Consider the following 20,582-nt stretch of genomic DNA (forward strand, 5'->3'; position numbering starts at 1 on the left):
TGTTATTTTTTCATAGTTTATTTAGAAATGGATTTTTCTTCCCCTGTTTAATAGTCTGCATTGAAGGCAGTACGCTATTGAACAGTAATTATTTTTTTTTGATTTGAACAATCTAAGAGGAAGATTGCTATAAATCAGCAAGGAAAATTTCAGTGTCTGAAATGTTATAAAGCGGAAAAACCGAAAGTTCTTCGGTTTTTCCGCTTTTAGCATTGTTCTGCTTTCTTCTTTTTCATTCGGGAGCGAATCTGATAAAGGTTTTTTTTCATCAAACTGAAAATAGCTTTATGATGTTTTGAATTGTGATTCCTCAAACCACGGCACTGTGCTATTTCCATTTTAGAAAGAGAAACCTCTATAGTTTCGATTGGTTTGTTGTCAATGCGTGCAGAGAAGAGCAGGGAATCTATCTTTTTGAAATACTCATTGGTAAAAACACAGTGTCTCAGGCTGTCGCCTTCGGTCATAAATTCAGAAACATTCTCCAATACTGAAATAGTAATTCCTGCCCCTGAAAAGCATAACCCGAAAAACTGTTTTTTCTCCTCAGCATACAGACCTTGCGCTTTTTCTATTTCCGCACGCATTTTCACAAGATATTTTTTTCTCAGCAACTGCTGTTTTTTCTCCACCAATCTGTCATGCTCCAAGTGTAAATCAGCAGGACAGACGAGCAGGGCGGAGGTTATGTCTTTTTTAAACCAACGCAAAAGTTCGATATAATCCTCCCAAATTCCAAAATCGGAAACTGTATAATTCTTTTTAAGACATATTTTTACGGCCTGCCAGTTGCGCAGGACATGCTGATGGGGAGATTCAAGGTAATAGCGGAGCCATGAAATCTGCCTAGTTTTCAGCAGAGTTTCAGCACAGTGGTCTTTTAATAATGATGAAAGCAACACCTGAGGTGCTACCTCATAAAAACTTGTCTTAAAGCCATTTCGTTTCAATACGGGAAGCACTTTCAAGCGTGGATAAAACCTGTAGGGGTTGATTCGGTACTTGGGAGAGTTCTGAAAATCCTTTGGGCGGATTTCAAGGGGCGAATAGTACTGCCATGCATCGTATGCGTGCGAAAAAACATTTGTACTGCGTGACATGGTGCGCACTTCGCCTTTTGGGTTTATCCAATGCTGCATCACTTCGGTATGGGAATAGGAGGGCAGACAGTTCTTCTTCATCTGTTTGGTCGAACAAATGATGCGCACTATTTGAAAATCCGAAAGACAAGTTACTACTGCGCTGTATTCTATTTCCTTGAAATGCACTTGATTGCAACCGTGCATTTTAAGTTTTCCTTTACAGGCTAAGCAAGCCGTAAATTTCGCAGACTGTTTTTCGGATTCGGGTTTCCAAGCGTTTCCACAGTCCAGACAGTGAAATTTTCCACGTGATAAAACGCCCCATTTCAGAAAAATGGTCTTTTCTGCCCATGAGTGTATTTCGGGGGTAATGGGCGCAAGGGATTCGCTTAATGCGACTATCTGTTTTTCTATGGCGGTATGCGGTTTCATAAGTCAAAAAGTGTTAAGGTTTGCTGTACGGGTTTCGCTGTATGCAACACTACAGTTTCAGGTCTTGCGACCTGCGGAGTCATTTCAGGAGTAGAGCTGAATAAATCAGCCTTTACAGGCTGATTTACCACCACTTTACAGTTGATTGGTGCAGGCGCACCAATACTGTCATCGTTATAATATTTGAGTGCCATATCAAAGATTTTCTGATTGTCAAAGGCGCACAATCCTGTTTTTTTGACCTCGCCAAAAATGTAACTGCAACAGCTCTCGATGTTTTTGGTTTCTTTGGCAAGGCTTTGGGCAAAGGCTGAATCGCCCTGCGCAGTTGTATTGAGATAATTCTCTATAGCAGTTTTAAAGTCTTCAGATGGTTTCATGATGGAAAAAGTTTGATTAATAGCTATTGTTCAAAGACATCTCTGTAAATGCCGTAGCAGTACTCCTCAAAGCAGAGCCAGCATAAAAAAGTATAGTGGGGCAGTTTATAGCGGTTGGCTACAGGCTCTCCGAATGCTTCTTCCAAGTCCTCTTTGATGCCTTCCAAATCTTCAATGTGTTTGATGTAAAAAGCTTTGCAGTCGTTGTGGTAGATAAATTCCCCTATCATACCGCTGATACAGCCCCCTTTCTGTAAGTCTTCGAGGAAAGACTTCAACTGCTGTTTTTTCTTTCCGTTATAGCTATCCAAATGGCTTAAAATGATTTCGTTGAATACATGGCTTACATCGTAGTCCGTATACTCGTTTTTGTCTAAGGCTTTCATAATGTGATTTTTTGGCGTTTATAAATACAATCCTAGTATCTGCCTTAGAAAGGCAGGTCATCGGGATCGTCTGAGGAATTTTGTTTTTTAGGTGCAGAAACTGCGCTCGCAGATGTGTCCTCTTTTTTGGCAAAAGCCAAAATCTTAAGGCTGTTGATGTGAAAGGTTAAAGACCCCATAGCCGAGCCGTCGTGACCGATATAAGTACTCAGCCCCACACGCCCGAAGAGCTGAACTAGCGCCCCTTTTTTAAGCCATTCGGCAAGTTTGGCATTGAGCCAATACGAGCAGTCGATAAAAGTTGTAATCTGTTTGTACTCGGTGCTTCCTTTGGGTTTGTAGCTATCATTGATGGCAATGGAGAAGTTAACGACCTGTTTTTTATTTCCCACTTTACGGGCTAATGCATCTTTTGTAATACGTCCTGTGATTTCCATGATTTTAAATTTTAGCGTTACTGTTATTTAAAATTTCTTTCTCCCTGCACTCCCAAAAATTGTTTTCAAAAGAAAAAACGGGAAAAAAGAAAGCAAGAATCAAGTGACCGGTTATGAGGATGCGGAGTGCTATAAGTCCCGAAGGGTGGCAAGCGAAAGCGGCGCCATTATGCGCATGCAGCATACGGCGGGCACTATCTTGGCTGCCTTTTTATGCCGTTTCGAATGAAAATGAATACTTATCTATTTGCTGATTTTTAAAGTTTTATGCAGTTGGTTTTACTACAACAAATGTGGCAGGACTTGAATTCTCATCTTTAGGGTACTGGCTGGATTCGTTATTAGGATGGGTTATGGTCAGCTAGCTATATGGGAGTTATTTTGAAAGAGAATTGATTGTAATCTTTAAGTAAATTTTTTAGATATGCTCTGAATACTGCTGAAGTCCAATATTAGCGAGGTTTTATAGGTTTGTTTGTGTGGTAATATTACGGTTAACCGTAAAAAAAATACGATTTTTTAAAAAAATATTACACTTTTTGTGTTTTGAATATCAAAATTTATTAAATTTGTACCATAACCTACAATAAAAAAACAGAAAATGTACACTGAAATATTAAGAATCATAGAAGGAGGATTGTCGAAAGACTCTAGCAAAGTTTATAGTTATGCTAAGCTTCTTGCTGATAAAGTCATGAAAGACGGTGATGAAAAGATGTCAAAAATGATTTTAAAAGTAATCGAGAAAAAAGAGCCCAGTGTGGCTGTGACTATGGATGAGTTATTGACTGTGCCTGTAGATCATGAAAGCAGAATGAGTATTGTTGATATTGAGATTCCAAATAAAAACGCCAGTCCAATTGTGCTGCCCCCATTGATGCACAATAAAATTTTGGATTTTATAAGTGCAGTTAAGCATCAGAATAAGTTAATTGGACACGGAATCGAAACTTCTAATACTTTGTTGTTGTATGGTATGCCTGGAGGCGGAAAGACAACTCTTGCGAGATATATTTCTCAGCAGACAGGCCTGCCTTTAGTTATTGCAAGATTTGATGCAATTGTATCTTCTCTACTTGGGAATACCGGAAAAAATATCAGAAAAATATTTGATTTTGCTGATAATAAACCCTGTATTTTGTTTTTAGATGAATTTGATGCAATTGCAAAAGCACGAGACGACCAGCATGAACTTGGTGAGTTAAAAAGGGTAATAAATAGTTTATTACAGAATATTGATAGTTTTTCATCAAGTAACATACTTATTGCGGCAACAAATCATCCTGAATTATTAGATAAAGCGATTTGGAGAAGATTTAATCATGTAATAGAGGTCGGAATGCCAAAGGAAAATGAAATCAGTGAATTATTAAAAGAGTTTGTAAACGATTTTAAAACTGATTTTTTTGATGATAAAAAGAAATACGACAGACTAATAAAATTATTGGAGGGTAAATCCCCATCAGATATAAAAACAATAGTTAATAATTCAAAGTCACAGGTTATTATTCATGAGAAAGAGGTACTAACTTATGATGAGCTACTTTTTGAAATTTTTGAATTTAATAATCACGGATCTTTTTCTTATGACAAAATGATTGAATTTTTAAATGATAATGGTATTTCACAAACAGCAATTGCAGATAAAATGAATGTTTCATTAAGACAGGTAAGAAATTATCTAAATAAATAATTAAGATATGGCAACCGAAAGAAATTTACCAATTAAGTTTTTCCAGAAAAGAGAAAAAGATGAATCCGGAACTGAAGGTGCCGGAGGAGGTCCTATGCCTAAATGGGTAAATAAGGACAACATCGCTGGAAAATCTATAATTTTTAGAGAGAAATTGATTGAGGTTGACCAGCTTTTGAAACGAAAAGTAAGTTCGGATAATTATACTCCAACTGTTTTAAGACTTAAAGTCAACGAAGACGCACTTGCCAAGAGATTTCGTAAAGAAATAGCTTTGATCTTCAATGTGGATAAAAAACTTAATTTAATAGGTTTCAATTCAGAAAGTGAATTACTGGTTAAAGTGGACAATGCACGTGATGTTAAGAAGATGATCGATAATTTTGCAAAAGCAGATCAGAATTTTATTTCAGATTCAATTATAATGGGTATCGATGCTATTGAGAATATTGAAGTTTATCATCCATTAATTAATGTTAATCCAAATACCGAATCTAAGATAAAAGTTAAGCTGTTTAATTATGGAGACAGTGAATTAAATAGAATTCTTATCCAGAACTTTGAATCTTTCTGCCAAAACAATGATATTGATGCAGAACAAACTGTTTATTCTGCAGACCTCAACATATATAGTATCGCTTCTATTACTGAAGATGCTCTTGATTTGCTGCAGGATTTCGATGGAATACAAATGATAACAGAAATGCCTACTTATGACATTACTTTTGATGAAATGATCGGTGAAGACGAAATTCCCATAAAATATCCAAAAGCTGGAAAAGAATATCCGATAGTAGGGATACTGGATTCGGGTGTGGCAAACATTCCGCATTTCGAGCCATGGTTGGAGAATGACCGCAGCACTTATTTTATTGATGATGTTATTAATAAGGGGCATGGAACTTTTGTTGCAGGCGTACTGTTGTATGGAGATGATTTCCAGGGTAATAAATATACCGGTCTTGAAGGGTGCAAAATTTATGAGGCTATCGTTATTGCAGATAAAAACAAACAGGCTATTTCTGAAGATGAGCTCATTGAAAACATCAGGGATGCGGTAAGCAGAAATAATCATATAAAAATTTGGAATCTCTCACTTGGTACTGCTACAGAAGCAGATTTATATGAGTTTTCAGATTTTGGAAAAGCATTGGATGAAATTCAGGATCACAACGATGTGCTGATTTGCAAATCGGCAGGAAATTGTGAAAATTTTAAATTCAAAGCACCAAAATCAAGAATCGCTAATTCAGCTGATACGGTTAGAGGGCTGGTAGTGGGATCGATTTCACATGATCAGAATGCAACGGATCAGGTAGGAAAGCATAATCCTTCGCCTTTTTCCAGAAAAGGTCCCGGGCCTTCCTATACGATAAAGCCTGATCTTACTCATATTGGAGGAAATGCAGGTTTGAATTCTAGAAATACTGCAATTTACAATACTGTTAAGTCATTTTCGACCTCTGGAGGGGTAGCTCATAATGTCGGTACAAGTTTTTCGACACCGCGTATTACAGCTATTGCTGCGGGTTTAAATTTTAAGCTAAACGAAGTGTTTAGCCCAACGCTGCTTAAGGGCTTAATCATACATTCTGCGAAATATCCAGATGAGATGAAGATGGAGCTTGCGGAAAAATTAAATCATGCCGGATTTGGTCTGCCTACCAATATTGATGATATCTTGTATAATGAACCAAATGAGATTACATTAATTCTGCAGGATAACTTAGAAAAGGGAAGCTTTATTGATATTTTGGATTTTCCATTTCCTCAGAGTATGATTGATGAGGATGGATATTATTATGGAGAAGTTACAGTTACGCTGGTAACTTCTCCAATTCTCGAAGTTTCACAAGGAGTAGAATACTGCCAAAGTAATATAGATGTTATGTTTGGCAGTTATGATACTAAAGTAGCCAGGGACATTACCCAGAAAACGATTAAAAACCCAATTGGAGCAGATAATCGACAAAATCTTTTGGCGCCTAATCTTTATTCACGAAAAACGCATAAATCTGTAACGGATAAATTTTCAACAGAGCGTATGCTTATTTCTTACGGAAATAAATTTCAGCCGGTCAAAAAGTGGTGCGTTAATTTTGATGATTTCACTCCTGCCAATAAAGAGCATTATTTAAAAGGCCCTAAAAACTGGTATTTAAAACTCGAAGGTTTGTTCAGACATTATACCGAGGCGAAGGCAGAAGCTCAGAATTTTACACCTAGTCAGGAATTTTGCTGCATAATAACAATAAAAGACACAAAGAAGCGCGGTAATATTTATAATGAAGTTACTCAGCTATTGAATAGTTTTAGCTTTATCCATGGCAATGTTAAAATTAGACAAGAAGTTGAAGTGAGAGTTGATAATAAAAATTAATAAAATGAGATAATTGATAAACATAAAAAAACCCAATCAGAACTTGGCGGTGCGGATTGGGTTAGGGAATAAGTTTGTTCGACTTCTATATAGAGGCTTATTGTAAAACTCAGTGATATTGACCACTGTTTTCCAATTTAAAGTGACCACTTCGTTTCGGTTTAAAGTGACCATCTAATTTCGGTGCAAAGTGAGCACCTAAAAAACTACTTTTTTTCGTGTGTTAATTATTGTTTCAAATATAAATAAATAATTATTCCTTGATTATGCTTTTTTTCTTTCTCATTGATTCCCCATGCAGCTCAACCCTGTGGGCTTGATGTATTAATCTGTCCAGGATTGCATCTGCTATGGTTTTCTCGCCTATTATGTCATACCATCCCTGAACGGGGATCTGCGAGGTTACAATAATAGAACCATTGTTGTGCCTGTCCTCGATGATCTCTAAAAGTGTGATTCTGTTCTGGCTGTCCAATGCCTGGAGTCCAAAGTCATCTAGTATGATAACATCCTGCCTTTGTATTTTCATCAGTTCTCTCAGGTATGTGCCATCTGCCTTGGCCATTTTCAGCTTTGCAAATAATTTTGCAGTATTAAAATAACTTACTTTATACCCTTCGATACAGGCCTGATAACCAAGTGCTGTTCCTAAAAAACTTTTACCAACCCCTGTGCTTCCTGTGATTAGTATATTTTCATTCTTTTCTACAAAACTGCATTCTGCAAGCCGGAGTATAAGATTTCTGTCAATGTTCCGGGACTGGTCAAAATTGATGCTTTCAATATTTGATTTGTAATGGAAGCGTGCATTGGCAATACTGCGTTCAATACGCCTGTTGTGGCGTTCATCCCATTCGGCATCTATTATCATTGACATAAACTGGTCAATGGTATAATGATCGGTTTTACCGCTTTCGATAGCTGTCATGAAGGCGTTATGCATTCCATGAAGCTTCATCTGTTTCATTTTTGCTACAGTAGATTCATTCATTGTAAATTGATTTTAGTTATAATAATTTTTTCCTCTGATATTGCCGTGGTCGGGAAGATCCTGATCTTCTTCCTTTTCGTGTTCCATGGGTATCTTATCCAGACTGTTTTCTAAGATGTTCTGTATGGTTTTAAAATTATAAATCTTAAAATCCAGAGCACGTTTGCAGGCATTTGCTAATCTTTCTGCACCTACTTTCTTATCAAAAGACAATATGCCTAAACAGCTTTTATAGGCCTGTTCGGGGTGGTTCCTGCTTTCTATTATCTGCATGATATATTCTCCTACTGCCGGATCAATACTATTGGCCCAGTCAATAAACCTTAAGGCATTCCACTGTGCTACAAACTGATGTGTGCTTGCCATATGTTCGGGATTTGTGGTATAGATATAGGGCTTGGGATTTCTGATATGAGTGGCTATACGGTTGTATTTGAAGTATATTTCAACAGTAGAGCTTGTGTAGAGCAGCTTTACTTTTTTCTTTAAATATTGATAGGGCACGCTGTAGTAGTTTTTATCCTGGCTTAACTGGACGTGCCCATTCTGCATTACTGTTGCCAGAGACTGGTATTTAATCTCAAAGCGTTCCAGAGGAAGAGGCTGCAGTTCATGTCTTTCATCTTCCATAAAGAGTTCAAAACGAGAGTATGGTCTTCCGGTAAGTTTCTTGTTGTTATGTGCATCGAGCAGATTCCATATTTCCTGGTTCAGTTCTTCTATGCTGAAGTATTTAGAGTCTTTCAGATTTGCATAAATTCTTCTGTAAAGTATCTTAACCGCACCCTCAACTAAAGATTTGTCTCTGGGTCTGTATGCTCTTGCAGGCAGAATAGTAGTTTCATAATGTTCAGCTAAATCAGCCAGAGTTTCATTAATGGTGGGTTCGAAGCGGCTGGTTCTGACTACGGCAGATTTTAAGTTGTCAGGCACAATTGCGGCAGGTGTTCCTTGAAAAAAACGCATTGCATTTTCTACCGAAGCTACAAAATCTTCCTTCTGCTGGCTCATTGAAGCTTCTGCGTAAGTATACTGGCTGGCACCGAGTATGGCAACAAAAAACTGTACTTCCTGAACCTCGGATGTGCTTTTGTCTATGATTGAAAGCGTCTTTCCAGCATAGTCAACATACATTTTATCGCCAGCCTTGTGATTCATATGCATCACAGGGTTTACCTTGTTGCTCCAGTCTCGGAAGCGATGCCTGAACTGTGTTACTCTAAGACCGTCAGGATGGGTTTCAATATATCTTTCCCACATAGTCTGTATGGTGATGCCTACCTTTTTTAATTCACGTTCCATCTGAGGAAAATAAGCATACAGATCTTCGATTCTTGAGGAAATAACTTCTGTTGGACCCTGAGAAAACAGTTCGTCTAATTCGGTGTCAGTTTTCTTGTTTACGGTTTCCAGGCTTAATCCAAGAACTTCAAATAAAGAGATATATTTTTTTACAGTATTTCTGGATAAAGATAAATATCGGCTTATAAACAGCTTGCTTTTGCCGTTGCAGTGCAACTTAATGACTTTTCTAATTTTGTTCATGTCTAGTTTGTTATTTGCCATAGTCTGTAGTTTTTATACAGATCCATGGTTTAACAACATGAAAAGAAGTAGTGTTTGGTGGTCAATTTAAACCGAGACAAGGTGGTCAGTTTAAATTGAAAAGTGGTGGTCAGTTTGATCCGAAAGCGGTGGTCACTTTATATTGAAAAAGCGTGGTCAATTTGACCGTTTTTTCCAGCCTATCTTCTGGCTTTCTTTGATTTTATCCTCTGGCTTAATGGAGCTGCAGAATATGCCCTGAAATGGAACCTTTATACAGGCCTTTCTGTTATACCTGGATTTCTTTGTGCGGGAAGGCTTTGTTGTGCCATTATTGTAGATTTCCAATTTTGCCATAATCCTGTAAAGCGCTTCTTCATCCGATGGCTGGCTGGAGGATCCCTGTTTTTCATATCCGCCTAATGTCATGCTCAATGAGGGAATTCCCAGCCTGACCGCCTGCTTCACGGCGCATTTTGAAGGCTCTCCTGATGAGAGCGGGTACGGATGGCTCAGGATGGTGCCGAGTCCGCTTGCTTCGCTCAGGCGGTACGCCAGCATTGTCTGCTGCATGAATTCCGCATTGTCGTAGTAGCACATAAAAGCTATCGGATCACTGCCGGAATAGCAGCCGTTCAGCTCCAGAAATACATCAGTTGCATCAAAGACATCAGTCGAAATAAAATCGGCGATCAATTCTGCCGCGGTTCTCTTGGCGCTGCCCGGAAAAGCATCGGAAAGATGGGACATTCGGATGTTGTCGGATTGGGAGCTGCGGCCGCTGTAGCGCTGCACATCAGCGTCGGGAATTATAATGAGGTTTCCCTTGAGCTTTTCAGGCATTATCTCACGGCGAAGCTGCAGCAGGGAAGCGGCGGCGGAAAATCCGCCTTCGCGGATTCCGGTGGCTAGGGTAAGGGTTGGACCTTTTTCACGCCCCCTGATTAGGGTCACGGGAAGATCAGCCCAGACCGAATCCGAGGATTTCAAACAGATGACCGTATCGGTTGTGGAAGCATCCTGTTTTTCGAGGTATCTCTTAAGCGCGTTTTTTTGTGACTGGGCGCTATGGACTGCCAAAAGCGATATAAAAGAAAGAATTAAATTTTTCATTGCATTAAATAATCGATGATTATTCCGGCTGAATACAGAATAGCCATACTGATTTGCAGACCGTCGGCGGGTCTGGTTTTAATTGGTTTAAACAGGTTTTCAGCTGTATTGGAAAGCGCAGCGGGAGTGCGGGCTGCCATAGTTTTACAGGGCATTTCAGACTCTTGAAGCCGAATGCTAAATAATGGGCTTTTCTCGTAAGCCGGCACTTTTTATATATGGTCTTGCAGCTGGATAGGTCGCTGTTTTACAGGCTGGCAATCGCAGGTGGCAGCAGAGAACATAAAAAACGGCCTTCTTTTACGATGTGATGAGCGTACTATCGATAGTTAAGCCAGCGAATCGGTAAATTTGAAACTGAATTTTGAGTCTAAAAGAAATGGAGTCTGTAGAGGGAGTTTTTTGAAGCGTCTGCAAATGCAGTGTTCAGCTTAAAATAGGCGGTGCTTTTGCTGTGAGGGAGCGATAGCGCTTCATCAGTAAATTTTTCTGATAGCGATTTTAATAGCGCAGGGGTTTTATGCTTTTCTTTTTTGTCCTGGGAAGAAGCGCTTATGCGGATTTTCTTTTTGCTATGGGGCGCATCTACGGCGCACTGGTGGGTTTTCCTGCCTGAAATATTCTGCATCTCGGCGCAATCGGCAAGCACGGAAGAGACGCTGTGGATTTCAACGCCGTAAAGCATTCGCATGGCAAGGAGCGCCATTATCAATATGCCTTTAAAATGCTTCATGCGTAAGGGGAAATGCTGATTTAATTGTTTGTTCCGGCCAAATATAACGCATTTTAAAGAAAATCAGCCGGCATAAAAACAAATATAGCAAAGATTTAACTTCGTCCATTTGTGCAGTAATGCCTATCCAATATTTAAATGCAGTGTCCGCAGCAGAGTGCAAAAATAATGCTGCGGACCGATAAAGGAAAATGCTTTTTCGTCCTTTTTCTATTCTATGGCTAAAATGGCGCGCTCTTCGGGTTTGCTTGACCACTGCACCTGCCAGACACGGCCGTCAAGCTGGTCCAGCAGAATTAAATTGTATATATTGGTGGTGGGGCTGAGGACAAATCTGCTGTTTTTTTCCTGATCGGGTGCGGCGAGCGCCTTGAGCGAAAGGGGAGACTCGAACCTGTTTTTTCCAGTGTCCCACTGGACCTGCCACATCTGTCCGTTTCGGGTGTTGAGTTTGATATAGGTCCACATATTGTTTGTGCTGTAAAGCCTGTATGCAGCATCGATGCAGGGAAATGCATTTGTGCCGGAAGAAGGCTGGTTCTGGGCGGATGCGCTTATAGCCATTGCGAAGAACAGAAGAGAAAATAAAGTTGTTTTCATAATTTTCAGATTAGTTAATCAGCGGTAAATTAATGTTTTATAAAAAAAAAAACAAATAACGTGCCGAAATTTGAGTGATCTCCAAATGCAAGAGGCTCAGGTGCGCTTTACGGTCTGAGCCGATAATTAGCGGCAGTATCTGGCCTGGGGCGAGAAATGCTAAGAAAAAAAATGGTAAATTCGCCTTGCACTGCAGCATTCACTAGTGTATAAACTTGAAGAAAAACTGTAATGTCCAGTTTTAAATATTAACCTAAAAAACATCACATTGCCGACAAAAGATTATTTAAAGTTTTTATTGGAAGGGAAACATCTTATTGTAAATAAGAACGACCATTATAACACTGCCATGCTTGGGCAGATTTCGGAAATAGAGGAAAATGCAGTAAAATTTTTGTGGCACTCAATAGCTCCGGACGCCATGGCAAAAGGAACGGTCAGATATACAATAGAGGAGTTTGAGCAGCAGGTCGATCCGTTTTTAATTGTTGACAGGCGCCGTTCATTCGATTCGGGTCCATATCTTGATCTGCAGAAGAAGATCAGAAAAAATTGGCATATATTTATCAATACGCTGCATTTCTCTGACCAGTACCGATTAAAGACCGCTGACTGCATCAATGTATTGGTTAAAGAACTAGGGGTTTCCGTGTCGGATGCAGAGGGAATAATTAAATCGCATATCGCACTCAATTCATTAAGATATGTCAAATTGAAGAGGGATGAGTATATTGCTTTGAGTCCCGACAGGATCGAACTAGAAAACAAGAAAAGATATCTTTCCTCCATCTCAAATGAAATAAAGAGCCAGAGCGACAGGATCAATTATGTAATAAGCCACGGACAGACTGTTGGAAATTATAGAGAGCAGCTTTTTATTTCCGTACTTCGAAAATATGTGCCAAAAAAGTTTCATGTGGCTACAGGATTCATCGAGGGCAGCAGCAAGCAGATCGATATCATAATTTACGACCAGCATAATTATATTCCGGTTTTTAGAGAGGATGATCTGGTCGTGGTCAAAAAGGAGGCCGTGATTGCCGTAATCGAAATTAAGACGACCCTTGATTCCGGTACACTGGCAGATTCGCTGGAGGGAATAGATAAAATATTCGACTCAGGTATGAGCTCCGTACCTTTCTTTAAAGGCATATTTGCATTTAACACTGATTTGACAAATAAATCGGCGGCTGTAACTATAGGCAATTTCTACAAAAAAAATGAAATCGCTGCTATCCATCATCATCTGGATGTGGTGTGCGTTCCCAATGCAGTTTGCGCGTATATTGATTACAGCGGGATCGATGCAGAGCAGTGTTCTTCTCCAGTATTATATACAGTTGAAGATACAAAAGGATTCAGCGTTGGGGAATCTTTTTTCCTCCAAAGGCTTTTTGCCTTTCTTGAAGTTGAGAATTCGGCAAAAAAAATCAACGGATTATACTTTAGCGAACTTCGCGAGACCGCGGAGTCATCTCCATACGGAAGGCTGACGGAGGAGAATTGGCTGCCGTACAAGACTTTTTTTACAGAAGACAGGAGCACCGCTCATCTGGATCTCGATGACAGTGAAATAATGGAGATCCAAATCAAAAACGTTAAAGAGCGCATCAGAGATGTCAGGAAATGGATGGAAGGAGCCGTTGACAGGGAGTATTTGATTGAAAAATATAATAACATTGCTTACTAGCTTTGCAGGCGTATTGTGGGAACTACTGCACTTAAAAGGCAGTTTAATCTCCTAAGAAGTTTATTTTAAATCAATTAAGCAGTATGAGTTTAAAGTTTAGAAGAGCAGAAGCGCACGATCTGCCCGAAATCATCAGGCTACTGGCGGATGATGCCCTTGGCCAGAACAGGGAGGACTACCAGATCCCCCTACCTGAAGCTTACTTAAGCGCGTTTGAAAATATATGCGCTGATTCCTCGCAGGAGCTGGTCGCCGTCACTAATAAGGCTGGAGATCTGGTCGGAACCATGCAGCTGAGCTATATCCAGTATCTTACCTATCAGGGCGGAGTAAGGGCGCAGATAGAGGCGGTCAGGATAAGGAGGGAAGACCGAGGAAAGGGATTCGGAAAGCTTATGTTCGAGTGGGCCATAAAGCGTTCAAAGCAGAAAGGGGCACATGTGGTCCAGCTGACCACAGACAAGAAAAGGCCAGAGGCTTTGAAGTTTTACGAGAGCCTGGGCTTTATGCCGACACATGAGGGAATGAAGCTTCATATATAAATATTGCATTGCCGGCATGAAGGCAATTATGTCTTCATTAAGCGGAAGAAAAGAAGAAAAGCAATTTTTTTTTACCTAATCTGTCGAAAATTCAGAATGTCTACAATATTGGGTTGTTACTTTGCGTAACATAAAATTATGAAGGAATTAATCCTTGCCTTGCAATCTATATATACGGCAGCGGGTAAGTTTTTAGTTTGCTTACAATGAGTATTTTACAGTGTAGCGGGTCACTTTGCAATCGGATTGCATAAACTATTTTATACATTTGTCCCATGAGATGGAAAACAACAATATTATTACTTTACATTCTAGGGCTGCTTGCAGTTCCATGCAGTGATGTATACAATAGCTGTATTTCCTCTAAAACTGCGCAGAAGGAGCTGTCGCATAATCACAGCAGTGATAATGACGACCACTGCTCGCCATTCTGCCAGTGTTCGTGCTGCAGTGTTTCGGTAATAAAGTTCAGCTTTAAGATGCCGGACTTTAATCTTCCCCAGCAGCCTATCAGTTCAAGGAATACTTTCCTAAAAGAATGCCAGGTAAATTCAAGCTATACCGGCAGCATCTGGCAGCCGCCTAAATTTTCCGTTTAGATTTTTTCGTAGTGCGCATACCGCGTAAAGTGATTTCCGGCAGGCATCTAATGTCCTGCAGGGATTGACAGTGCTTTTCCGTAACCATTCGGAATGCCCGTGCGCACTTCATACTTTCCCCATACAGCTATGGGTGAACAGTCTATTTTCTAAACGTTAAAATTAAATGCATAGTGTTAGATAGTATAATTAAATTCAGTATTAAAAACAAAATCATTATTGGCCTAATGACTTTGGTCCTCATATTATGGGGCTCATGGAGCGCAACCAAACTGCCCATAGATGCCGTTCCTGACATCACAAACAATCAGGTTCAGATTTTCACAAGCTGTCCTACGCTTGCAGGCCAGGAGGTTGAGCAGCTGGTGACATTTCCAATTGAGCAGAGCATTGCCACTGTTCCAAAAATCCAGGAAATCAGAAGCATATCAAGATTCGGGCTTTCGGTAATTACCGTTGTGTTCGATGATGAAACGGATATCTACTTTGCCAGACAGCTTATCAGCGAAAGATTAAAGGAGGCAACCGACAGAATCCCCCAGGGGATAGGAACTCCGGAAATGGCTCCCGTGAGCACGGGTCTGGGCGAGGTGTACCAGTATATAATCCATCCTAAAAAAGGAAGCAAGAATAAGTATAATGCCAAAGACCTGCGCACGATGCAGGACTGGATTGTGGCAAGACAGCTCTACGGAACACCCGGCATTGCAGAGGTAAACAGTTTCGGCGGCGAGCTGAAGCAGTACGAGGTTGCCGTTAACCCGGAAAGGCTCCGCGCCATGGGGGTAAGCATCCCGGACATCTTTACGGCACTTCAGAAAAACAACCAGAATACCGGAGGAGCATATATCGATAAAAAACCAAATGCCTACTTTATCAGAGGCATAGGTCTTGTGACTTCGTTGGACGACGTCAAAAAGATCGTGGTTAAAAATACAGGAGCCGCTCCGATCTATGTGAGCGATGTTGCCGAAGTGAGATTCGGAAAAGCTGTGCGCTACGGTGCCCTGACCTATAATGGGGAGGTTGATGCCGTTGGGGGCGTTGTGATGATGCTGAAGGGAGAAAACAGCAATGAGGTGGTGAAACGCATCAAAGAGAAACTGCCTACGATCCAGAAATCGCTTCCTGCCGATATTGTAATCGAGCCGTATCTTGACCGTACGGATCTTGTGGGCCGTGCGATCAGCACCGTTGAGAAGAACCTTGTTGAGGGAGCCCTGATCGTAATTTTTGTACTGGTTTTATTCCTTGGAAATTTCCGTGCCGGGCTTATCGTGGCATCTGCCATCCCTCTGGCCATGCTTTTTGCTCTCGGGCTTATGAATGTATTCGGGGTGAGCGCCAATCTGATGTCGCTTGGAGCAATTGATTTTGGTCTGATTGTCGACGGTGCGGTCATCGTTGTGGAAGCTACGCTGCATCATCTGGCCATGCGCAAGTCGCTGAACAGCCTGACGCAGGAGGAGATGGACGACGAAGTTTTCGAGTCGGCATCCAAAATACGTACAAGCGCGGCCTTTGGAGAAATTATCATTTTAATTGTATATATCCCGATTCTTACCCTTGTGGGCGTTGAGGGGAAAATGTTCCGTCCGATGGCACAGACCGTAGGATTCGCAATCTTTGGAGCCCTGATATTGTCTCTGACCTACATCCCGATGATGTGCGCGCTGTTCTTGTCTAAAAAGCCGCAGCACAAGGAGACCTTCAGCGATAAGATGATGAACAGAATCCAGAATATCTACCAGCCGCTGCTTGCCAAAGTAATTGAAATTAAATATGTTATTGTTGGAGCAACTGGCGTTGTATTCCTTGCCGCTATATTCTGCTTTACAAGAATGGGAGGAGAGTTCATCCCGCAGCTGCAGGAAGGGGATTATGCATTCCACTGCATCCTGCCGCAGGGAAGTTCGCTGAACCAGAGCATCGAGACCTCAATGCAGGCTTCTAGGATCATCAAGCAGTTTGACGAAGTCAAAATGGTGGTCGGAAAAACCGGTGCTGCAGAGGTTCCCACAGACCCGATGCCACCTGAGGCTACCGATCTGATGGTTGTGCTAAAACCTCAGAAAGAATGGAAATCGGGCAGGAATTATGCCGAACTAGCAGATGCGATAATGGAAAAGCTTGAAGTGATTCCCGGGGTTTTCTTTGAGAAGAACCAGCCGATCCAGATGCGTTTCAACGAGCTTATGACCGGTATCAGGCAGGATGTTGCCGTAAAGATATTCGGGGAGAATCTCGATACGCTTTCACAGTATGCCAAGGAGGTCGGACAGGTTATCCAGAGCGTCCCGGGAGCAACCTCGCCGCAGATTGAAAGGGTGAGCGGCCTTCCGCAGATCAATATAGAATATGACAGGACCAGAATTGCCAATTACGGGCTTACCATCGAAGATGTAAATGACGTTGTCAGCACCGCATTTGCAGGAAAAAGCACCGGACAGGTTTATGAAAACGAAAGACGTTTCGACCTTGTTGTGCGTCTTGACAGCGTGCACAGAAGCAGCATAGACGATGTCAGCAACCTTATGATTCCAACCAACACGGGAGTCCAGGTGCCTTTGTCGCAGGTTGCTAAAATCGACTATAAACTTGGGCCTGCACAGATCAGCAGGGAAGCCGGCAAGAGAAGGATTGTGATCGGATTCAATGTCAAGGGCCGAGATGTGCAGAGCGTAGTGCAGGACATCCAGAAAAAGCTTTCTGAAAAAGTGCAGCTGCCTCCGGGGTATTACTTTACCTATGGAGGACAGTTCGAGAACCTTCAGGCGGCCAGCGCAAGGCTTATGATTGCGGTGCCGGTGTCGCTTCTATTGATTTTTGGGCTGCTTTATTTCACATTCCGTTCATTTAAGCAGGCTATGCTGATCTTTACTGCAATACCTATGAGTGCAATTGGGGGGATTTTTGCCCTAATGCTCAGAGGGATGCCGTTCAGCATCAGTGCCGGAATCGGGTTTATTGCATTGTTCGGGGTGGCGGTTCTGAATGGAATCGTGCTTATCGGAACATTCAACCAGCTTGAAAAAGAGGGTATGAGCAACATTTTTGAAAGGGTAAAAGAGGGCACCATCACAAGGCTTCGTCCCGTGCTTATGACCGCTATGGTGGCATCGCTGGGATTCCTGCCGATGGCTATCAGCAGCAGCGCCGGAGCAGAGGTGCAGAAGCCGCTTGCCACCGTTGTAATCGGAGGTCTGGTAACTGCCACGTTCCTAACGCTTTTTGTCCTTCCCCTTCTTTATATCATTTTTAATACAAAGTTTGACTTTAAAGGAAAATTTAAATTGAGAAACACAACTGCCATTATTATATTGTTTATCGCGGGTCTCGGCTCTGCAAATGCGCAGCAGAGAATCCCGATTGAGAGGGCTGTCGAAACCGCACTGCAGAGCAACCAGCAGCTGGACATCAATAAATCTGAAATCCAGGCTGCCGGGCTGAATGTAAAAACGGCCGTTGATATCCCTAAAACAGGCGTTTTCGCTGAGAATGAGGATTTGAGGCCGTCGGACAGGACAGGGATTCTGAAAATCGGAATCTCACAGAGTTTTGCGTGGCCGGGCCTATATGCAGCCAGAAAAAGCTATTTCAAGAACCAGCTGCAGTACAGCCAGCTTAATACAGCGCTTTTGAACGCAACGATCAAAAGGGATGTGCGCACTGCCTATTACAAGCTCTGGTACCTTCAGGACAAACAGCTGCTGTACAAGCGTCTGGACAGCATCTATACGCAGCTTTCCAAAACTGCCGAGGTGCGTCTTAAGGCCGGTGATGTGGCGCAGCTGGACAAGATTGCGGCCGAGGCCAAACTTCTGGAACTAAAGGCCTTTTCGGACCAGAACAGGAAAGACATGAGCGTGCAGCAGCAGCAGCTGATGATGCTCATGAACCTGAACGAATGGCTGCTTCCGGTGGAAGCTCCGCTGGGCAAAGCGGAAGTCAGCTTGTCTGAGGGCGGGGGACTGCATCCTCTGCTTACCCTTCAGGAGCAGAATGTGAAGATTGCCTCGTCAAATATTTCGGTAATCAGAAACAGCAACATGCCTGAGCTGTCGGGAAGAGTCTTCAGCCAGAGGCTTTATGGGCTGGATGATCCATATACGGGATTTTCGGCCACTGCATCATTTCCGCTTTTCGGAGCCGTATCTGCCCATAACAAGGTAAAGGCGGCAAAGGCGGAAAAGGAAGTGCAGGAAAAGAATCTTGCCTACCAGACCCAGCTTCTGGCTACGCAGAAGAATTCTTCTGCCGCAGAGATTGAAAAAAACCTGTCGTTGCTTAATTTCTATGAGACTTCAGGGCTTAAGCAGGCAGAGGACATCATCAAAGCTTCGACACTGAGCTACCGCTCGGGGGAGATCAGTTTTGCCGAGCTTGGTCAGTTTCTGACCCAGGCAGTGGGAATCCGCCAGAATTATCTTGATGTATTGAACCAGTATAACCTTTCTGCAGTGCAGTTTGACTATTTCAACAATAAATAAATAATATAACAGCCTGTGGGACAGGTACATTCTTCCCACAGGATAATTTTAAATATAGAGCATAGATGAAACTCAAAATCCAATTATTAATCGCGGCCGCTGCAATCTTCTCGCTTGCAGGCTGCGGACAAAAAAGCAATGAAAGCGAAACTGGAGCTAAAACCGAAAAGGCTGAGGGAGCAAAAGAAGAGGAGCACGGCGAGGAGGAAGCTGCCACAATTGCGGTGCTGACCAAGGAGCAGATGAACTCTGTAGGGGTTGAGCTGGGCACTATCGAGAACAAGAACCTGACCGCAGCCATTAAAGTCAACGGCGCGTTAAGGGTTCCCAACAATAACAAGGCCAATGCCACCTCTCTGTACGGAGGCGTGATCAAGACCCTTAAAGTGCAGCTGGGCGACCAGGTGCGCAAGGGCCAGGTGATTGCCACTATCGAGAACCCGCAGTTTGTGCAGCAGCAGGAGGAGTATATCACCATCAACAGCCGCATCACCAATGCGGAGCAGGAGCTGCAGCGCCAGAAAGACCTTCAGGCGGGCAATGCCGGAGCCTTAAAAAATCTTCAGAATGCCACTGCCGAGGTAAGTGCGCTGCGCGCCCGCAAGGCTTCGCTGGCCAAGCAGATCCAGCTTATGGGGATCAATCCGGCAGCGATCACCCCTTCGAATTTAAGAGCGGCATTAACGGTTACAAGTCCGGTTACCGGCACGGTAAGTGCGGAATTTGCGAAGATCGGAAGCTATGTTGACGTTTCATCTCCTGTTGTGGAGATAGTGGACAACCAGCTGATCCATCTTGACCTTCAGGTTTTCGAGAAGGATCTTCCCAAGGTAAAGGTGGGGCAGAGCGTAAGCTTCACCCTGACCAATAACCCGGCGGTTTCCTACACGGCTAAGGTGTTCAATATAGGGTCATCTTTTGAGAACCAGAGCAAGAGCGTTGCAGTGCACTGTACGGTTACGGGCAGCAAGACCGGGCTTATCGACGGAATGAATATCACTGCCCTTGTAGGGGTGGGCACTGCACTTACAGCAGCAGTTCCCAATGATGCCATTGCTGAGGCGGACGGTAAATTCTACATTTTCGTGAAAACGGACAAGAAACCCGAGGAGCATGAGGAGTCGGAAGCTGAGGGAGGCGCCGACGAGGGGGAAAAGCACAGTGCCGAAGAGGAGAAGAAAATCGATGCGGCAAGCATGAATTTTGAAAAAGTGGAGGTCACCAAAGGGGTTTCAGAAGTGGGCTATACGGCAGTTACGCCGGTTAAGGAAATACCTGCCGGATCGCAGATTGTGACCAAAGGAACCTTTTTTGTAAATGCCAAACTGAGCAATTCGGGAGGCCACGAGCATTAAGAAATTGAAGGATTTAATGCAGGTTCCTGTTCGACAGCGTGTGTTTGCCTGTGATTAACCCGGATAATTGGAGACCCTCCCCCTTGGTCTTTAATTGATGGTCTCGAACGGGGAAACCTGCATTAATTTAAAAA

General features: G+C 42.4%; 16 protein-coding genes. 7 read left to right on the plus strand and 9 right to left on the minus strand.

Going from position 1 to position 20,582, the window contains the following annotated elements:
• Positions 1 to 206 precede the first annotated feature (206 nt).
• From IW18_RS01080 to IW18_RS01095, 4 genes are read right to left on the minus strand one after another with little or no spacing between them, the layout of a single operon-like run.
• Positions 207 to 1,514, minus strand: a complete 1,308-nt coding sequence (locus IW18_RS01080) for a PcfJ domain-containing protein (RefSeq protein ID WP_008463765.1) — start codon at positions 1,512 to 1,514, stop codon at positions 207 to 209.
• Entirely contained in the window at positions 1,511 to 1,894 is a 384-nt protein-coding gene (locus tag IW18_RS01085) for a PcfK-like family protein (protein WP_041515716.1), read from the minus strand. The genes IW18_RS01080 and IW18_RS01085 overlap by 4 nt, the downstream gene beginning before the upstream one ends.
• Before the next feature lie 23 nt (positions 1,895 to 1,917).
• Entirely contained in the window at positions 1,918 to 2,280 is a 363-nt protein-coding gene (locus tag IW18_RS01090; RefSeq protein WP_008463769.1) for a DUF7222 domain-containing protein, read from the minus strand.
• Positions 2,281 to 2,324: 44 nt separating this feature from the next.
• Positions 2,325 to 2,717: a single-stranded DNA-binding protein gene (locus IW18_RS01095; RefSeq protein WP_041515717.1), complete on the minus strand. Its 393-nt coding sequence runs from the start codon at positions 2,715 to 2,717 to the stop codon at positions 2,325 to 2,327.
• 601 nt (positions 2,718 to 3,318) lie between these two features.
• On the opposite strand from IW18_RS01095, the gene IW18_RS01100 reads away from it, so the two are divergent.
• Together IW18_RS01100 and IW18_RS01105 are read left to right on the plus strand one after the other, a co-directional pair.
• Positions 3,319 to 4,410 (plus strand): AAA family ATPase, encoded by a 1,092-nt coding sequence (locus tag IW18_RS01100; protein WP_008463771.1) that lies wholly within the window; start codon positions 3,319 to 3,321, stop codon positions 4,408 to 4,410.
• A gap of 7 nt (positions 4,411 to 4,417) precedes the next feature.
• The gene (locus IW18_RS01105; protein ID WP_041515718.1) at positions 4,418 to 6,790 is read left to right on the plus strand and encodes a S8 family peptidase; all 2,373 of its coding nucleotides are present in this window, start codon (positions 4,418 to 4,420) and stop codon (positions 6,788 to 6,790) included.
• A gap of 253 nt (positions 6,791 to 7,043) precedes the next feature.
• On the opposite strand, the gene istB is transcribed toward IW18_RS01105, so the two are convergent.
• From istB to IW18_RS01130, 5 genes are all read right to left on the minus strand, one after another.
• On the minus strand, positions 7,044 to 7,781 hold the full coding sequence (gene istB, locus IW18_RS01110) for an IS21-like element helper ATPase IstB (RefSeq protein WP_041515719.1): 738 nt from the start codon (positions 7,779 to 7,781) through the stop codon (positions 7,044 to 7,046).
• A gap of 12 nt (positions 7,782 to 7,793) precedes the next feature.
• Complete coding sequence (istA, locus tag IW18_RS01115) at positions 7,794 to 9,347, minus strand: IS21 family transposase (RefSeq protein WP_041515720.1); 1,554 nt, start codon at positions 9,345 to 9,347, stop codon at positions 7,794 to 7,796.
• 156 nt (positions 9,348 to 9,503) lie between these two features.
• Positions 9,504 to 10,439, minus strand: coding sequence for a M14 family metallopeptidase (locus IW18_RS01120; protein WP_041515721.1), 936 nt, complete (start codon positions 10,437 to 10,439; stop codon positions 9,504 to 9,506).
• Positions 10,440 to 10,809: 370 nt separating this feature from the next.
• Entirely contained in the window at positions 10,810 to 11,145 is a 336-nt protein-coding gene (locus IW18_RS01125) for a hypothetical protein (protein ID WP_041515722.1), read from the minus strand.
• 237 nt (positions 11,146 to 11,382) lie between these two features.
• Positions 11,383 to 11,772 carry a hypothetical protein gene (locus IW18_RS01130; RefSeq protein ID WP_041515723.1) on the minus strand — a complete coding sequence of 130 codons (390 nt, stop codon included), beginning with the start codon at positions 11,770 to 11,772 and terminating at the stop codon, positions 11,383 to 11,385.
• A 268-nt stretch (positions 11,773 to 12,040) separates the two neighbouring features.
• On the opposite strand from IW18_RS01130, the gene IW18_RS22560 reads away from it, so the two are divergent.
• The 5 genes from IW18_RS22560 to IW18_RS01150 all read left to right on the plus strand — a co-directional run bounded on the left by IW18_RS22560 (position 12,041) and on the right by IW18_RS01150 (position 20,448).
• The gene (locus IW18_RS22560; RefSeq protein ID WP_052480037.1) at positions 12,041 to 13,462 is read left to right on the plus strand and encodes a DUF6602 domain-containing protein; all 1,422 of its coding nucleotides are present in this window, start codon (positions 12,041 to 12,043) and stop codon (positions 13,460 to 13,462) included.
• 83 nt (positions 13,463 to 13,545) lie between these two features.
• Positions 13,546 to 14,004 (plus strand): GNAT family N-acetyltransferase, encoded by a 459-nt coding sequence (locus IW18_RS01140; RefSeq protein ID WP_041515724.1) that lies wholly within the window; start codon positions 13,546 to 13,548, stop codon positions 14,002 to 14,004.
• 275 nt (positions 14,005 to 14,279) lie between these two features.
• The gene (locus IW18_RS23440) at positions 14,280 to 14,603 is read left to right on the plus strand and encodes a DUF6660 family protein (protein WP_368656264.1); all 324 of its coding nucleotides are present in this window, start codon (positions 14,280 to 14,282) and stop codon (positions 14,601 to 14,603) included.
• A 173-nt stretch (positions 14,604 to 14,776) separates the two neighbouring features.
• Positions 14,777 to 19,093: a CusA/CzcA family heavy metal efflux RND transporter gene (locus IW18_RS01145; RefSeq protein ID WP_041515725.1), complete on the plus strand. Its 4,317-nt coding sequence runs from the start codon at positions 14,777 to 14,779 to the stop codon at positions 19,091 to 19,093.
• A gap of 65 nt (positions 19,094 to 19,158) precedes the next feature.
• Complete coding sequence (locus tag IW18_RS01150) at positions 19,159 to 20,448, plus strand: efflux RND transporter periplasmic adaptor subunit (RefSeq protein WP_041515726.1); 1,290 nt, start codon at positions 19,159 to 19,161, stop codon at positions 20,446 to 20,448.
• Positions 20,449 to 20,582 lie beyond the last annotated feature (134 nt).

The sequence above is a fragment of the Flavobacterium hibernum genome (assembly GCF_000832125.1).
In the GTDB taxonomy this organism is placed as follows: domain Bacteria; phylum Bacteroidota; class Bacteroidia; order Flavobacteriales; family Flavobacteriaceae; genus Flavobacterium; species Flavobacterium hibernum.

Excerpts from the sequence above, each read along its gene's own strand:
- IW18_RS01080 (WP_008463765.1), bottom strand. The coding sequence starts at position 1,514 with ATGAAACCGCATACCGCCATAGAAAAACAGATAGTCGCATTAAGCGAA.
- IW18_RS01085 (WP_041515716.1), bottom strand. The coding sequence starts at position 1,894 with ATGAAACCATCTGAAGACTTTAAAACTGCTATAGAGAATTATCTCAAT.
- IW18_RS01090 (WP_008463769.1), bottom strand. The coding sequence starts at position 2,280 with ATGAAAGCCTTAGACAAAAACGAGTATACGGACTACGATGTAAGCCAT.
- IW18_RS01095 (WP_041515717.1), bottom strand. The coding sequence starts at position 2,717 with ATGGAAATCACAGGACGTATTACAAAAGATGCATTAGCCCGTAAAGTG.
- IW18_RS01100 (WP_008463771.1), top strand. The coding sequence starts at position 3,319 with ATGTACACTGAAATATTAAGAATCATAGAAGGAGGATTGTCGAAAGAC.
- IW18_RS01105 (WP_041515718.1), top strand. The coding sequence starts at position 4,418 with ATGGCAACCGAAAGAAATTTACCAATTAAGTTTTTCCAGAAAAGAGAA.
- istB (WP_041515719.1), bottom strand. The coding sequence starts at position 7,781 with ATGAATGAATCTACTGTAGCAAAAATGAAACAGATGAAGCTTCATGGA.
- istA (WP_041515720.1), bottom strand. The coding sequence starts at position 9,347 with ATGGCAAATAACAAACTAGACATGAACAAAATTAGAAAAGTCATTAAG.
- IW18_RS01120 (WP_041515721.1), bottom strand. The coding sequence starts at position 10,439 with ATGAAAAATTTAATTCTTTCTTTTATATCGCTTTTGGCAGTCCATAGC.
- IW18_RS01125 (WP_041515722.1), bottom strand. The coding sequence starts at position 11,145 with ATGGCGCTCCTTGCCATGCGAATGCTTTACGGCGTTGAAATCCACAGC.
- IW18_RS01130 (WP_041515723.1), bottom strand. The coding sequence starts at position 11,772 with ATGAAAACAACTTTATTTTCTCTTCTGTTCTTCGCAATGGCTATAAGC.
- IW18_RS01140 (WP_041515724.1), top strand. The coding sequence starts at position 13,546 with ATGAGTTTAAAGTTTAGAAGAGCAGAAGCGCACGATCTGCCCGAAATC.
- IW18_RS23440 (WP_368656264.1), top strand. The coding sequence starts at position 14,280 with ATGAGATGGAAAACAACAATATTATTACTTTACATTCTAGGGCTGCTT.
- IW18_RS01150 (WP_041515726.1), top strand. The coding sequence starts at position 19,159 with ATGAAACTCAAAATCCAATTATTAATCGCGGCCGCTGCAATCTTCTCG.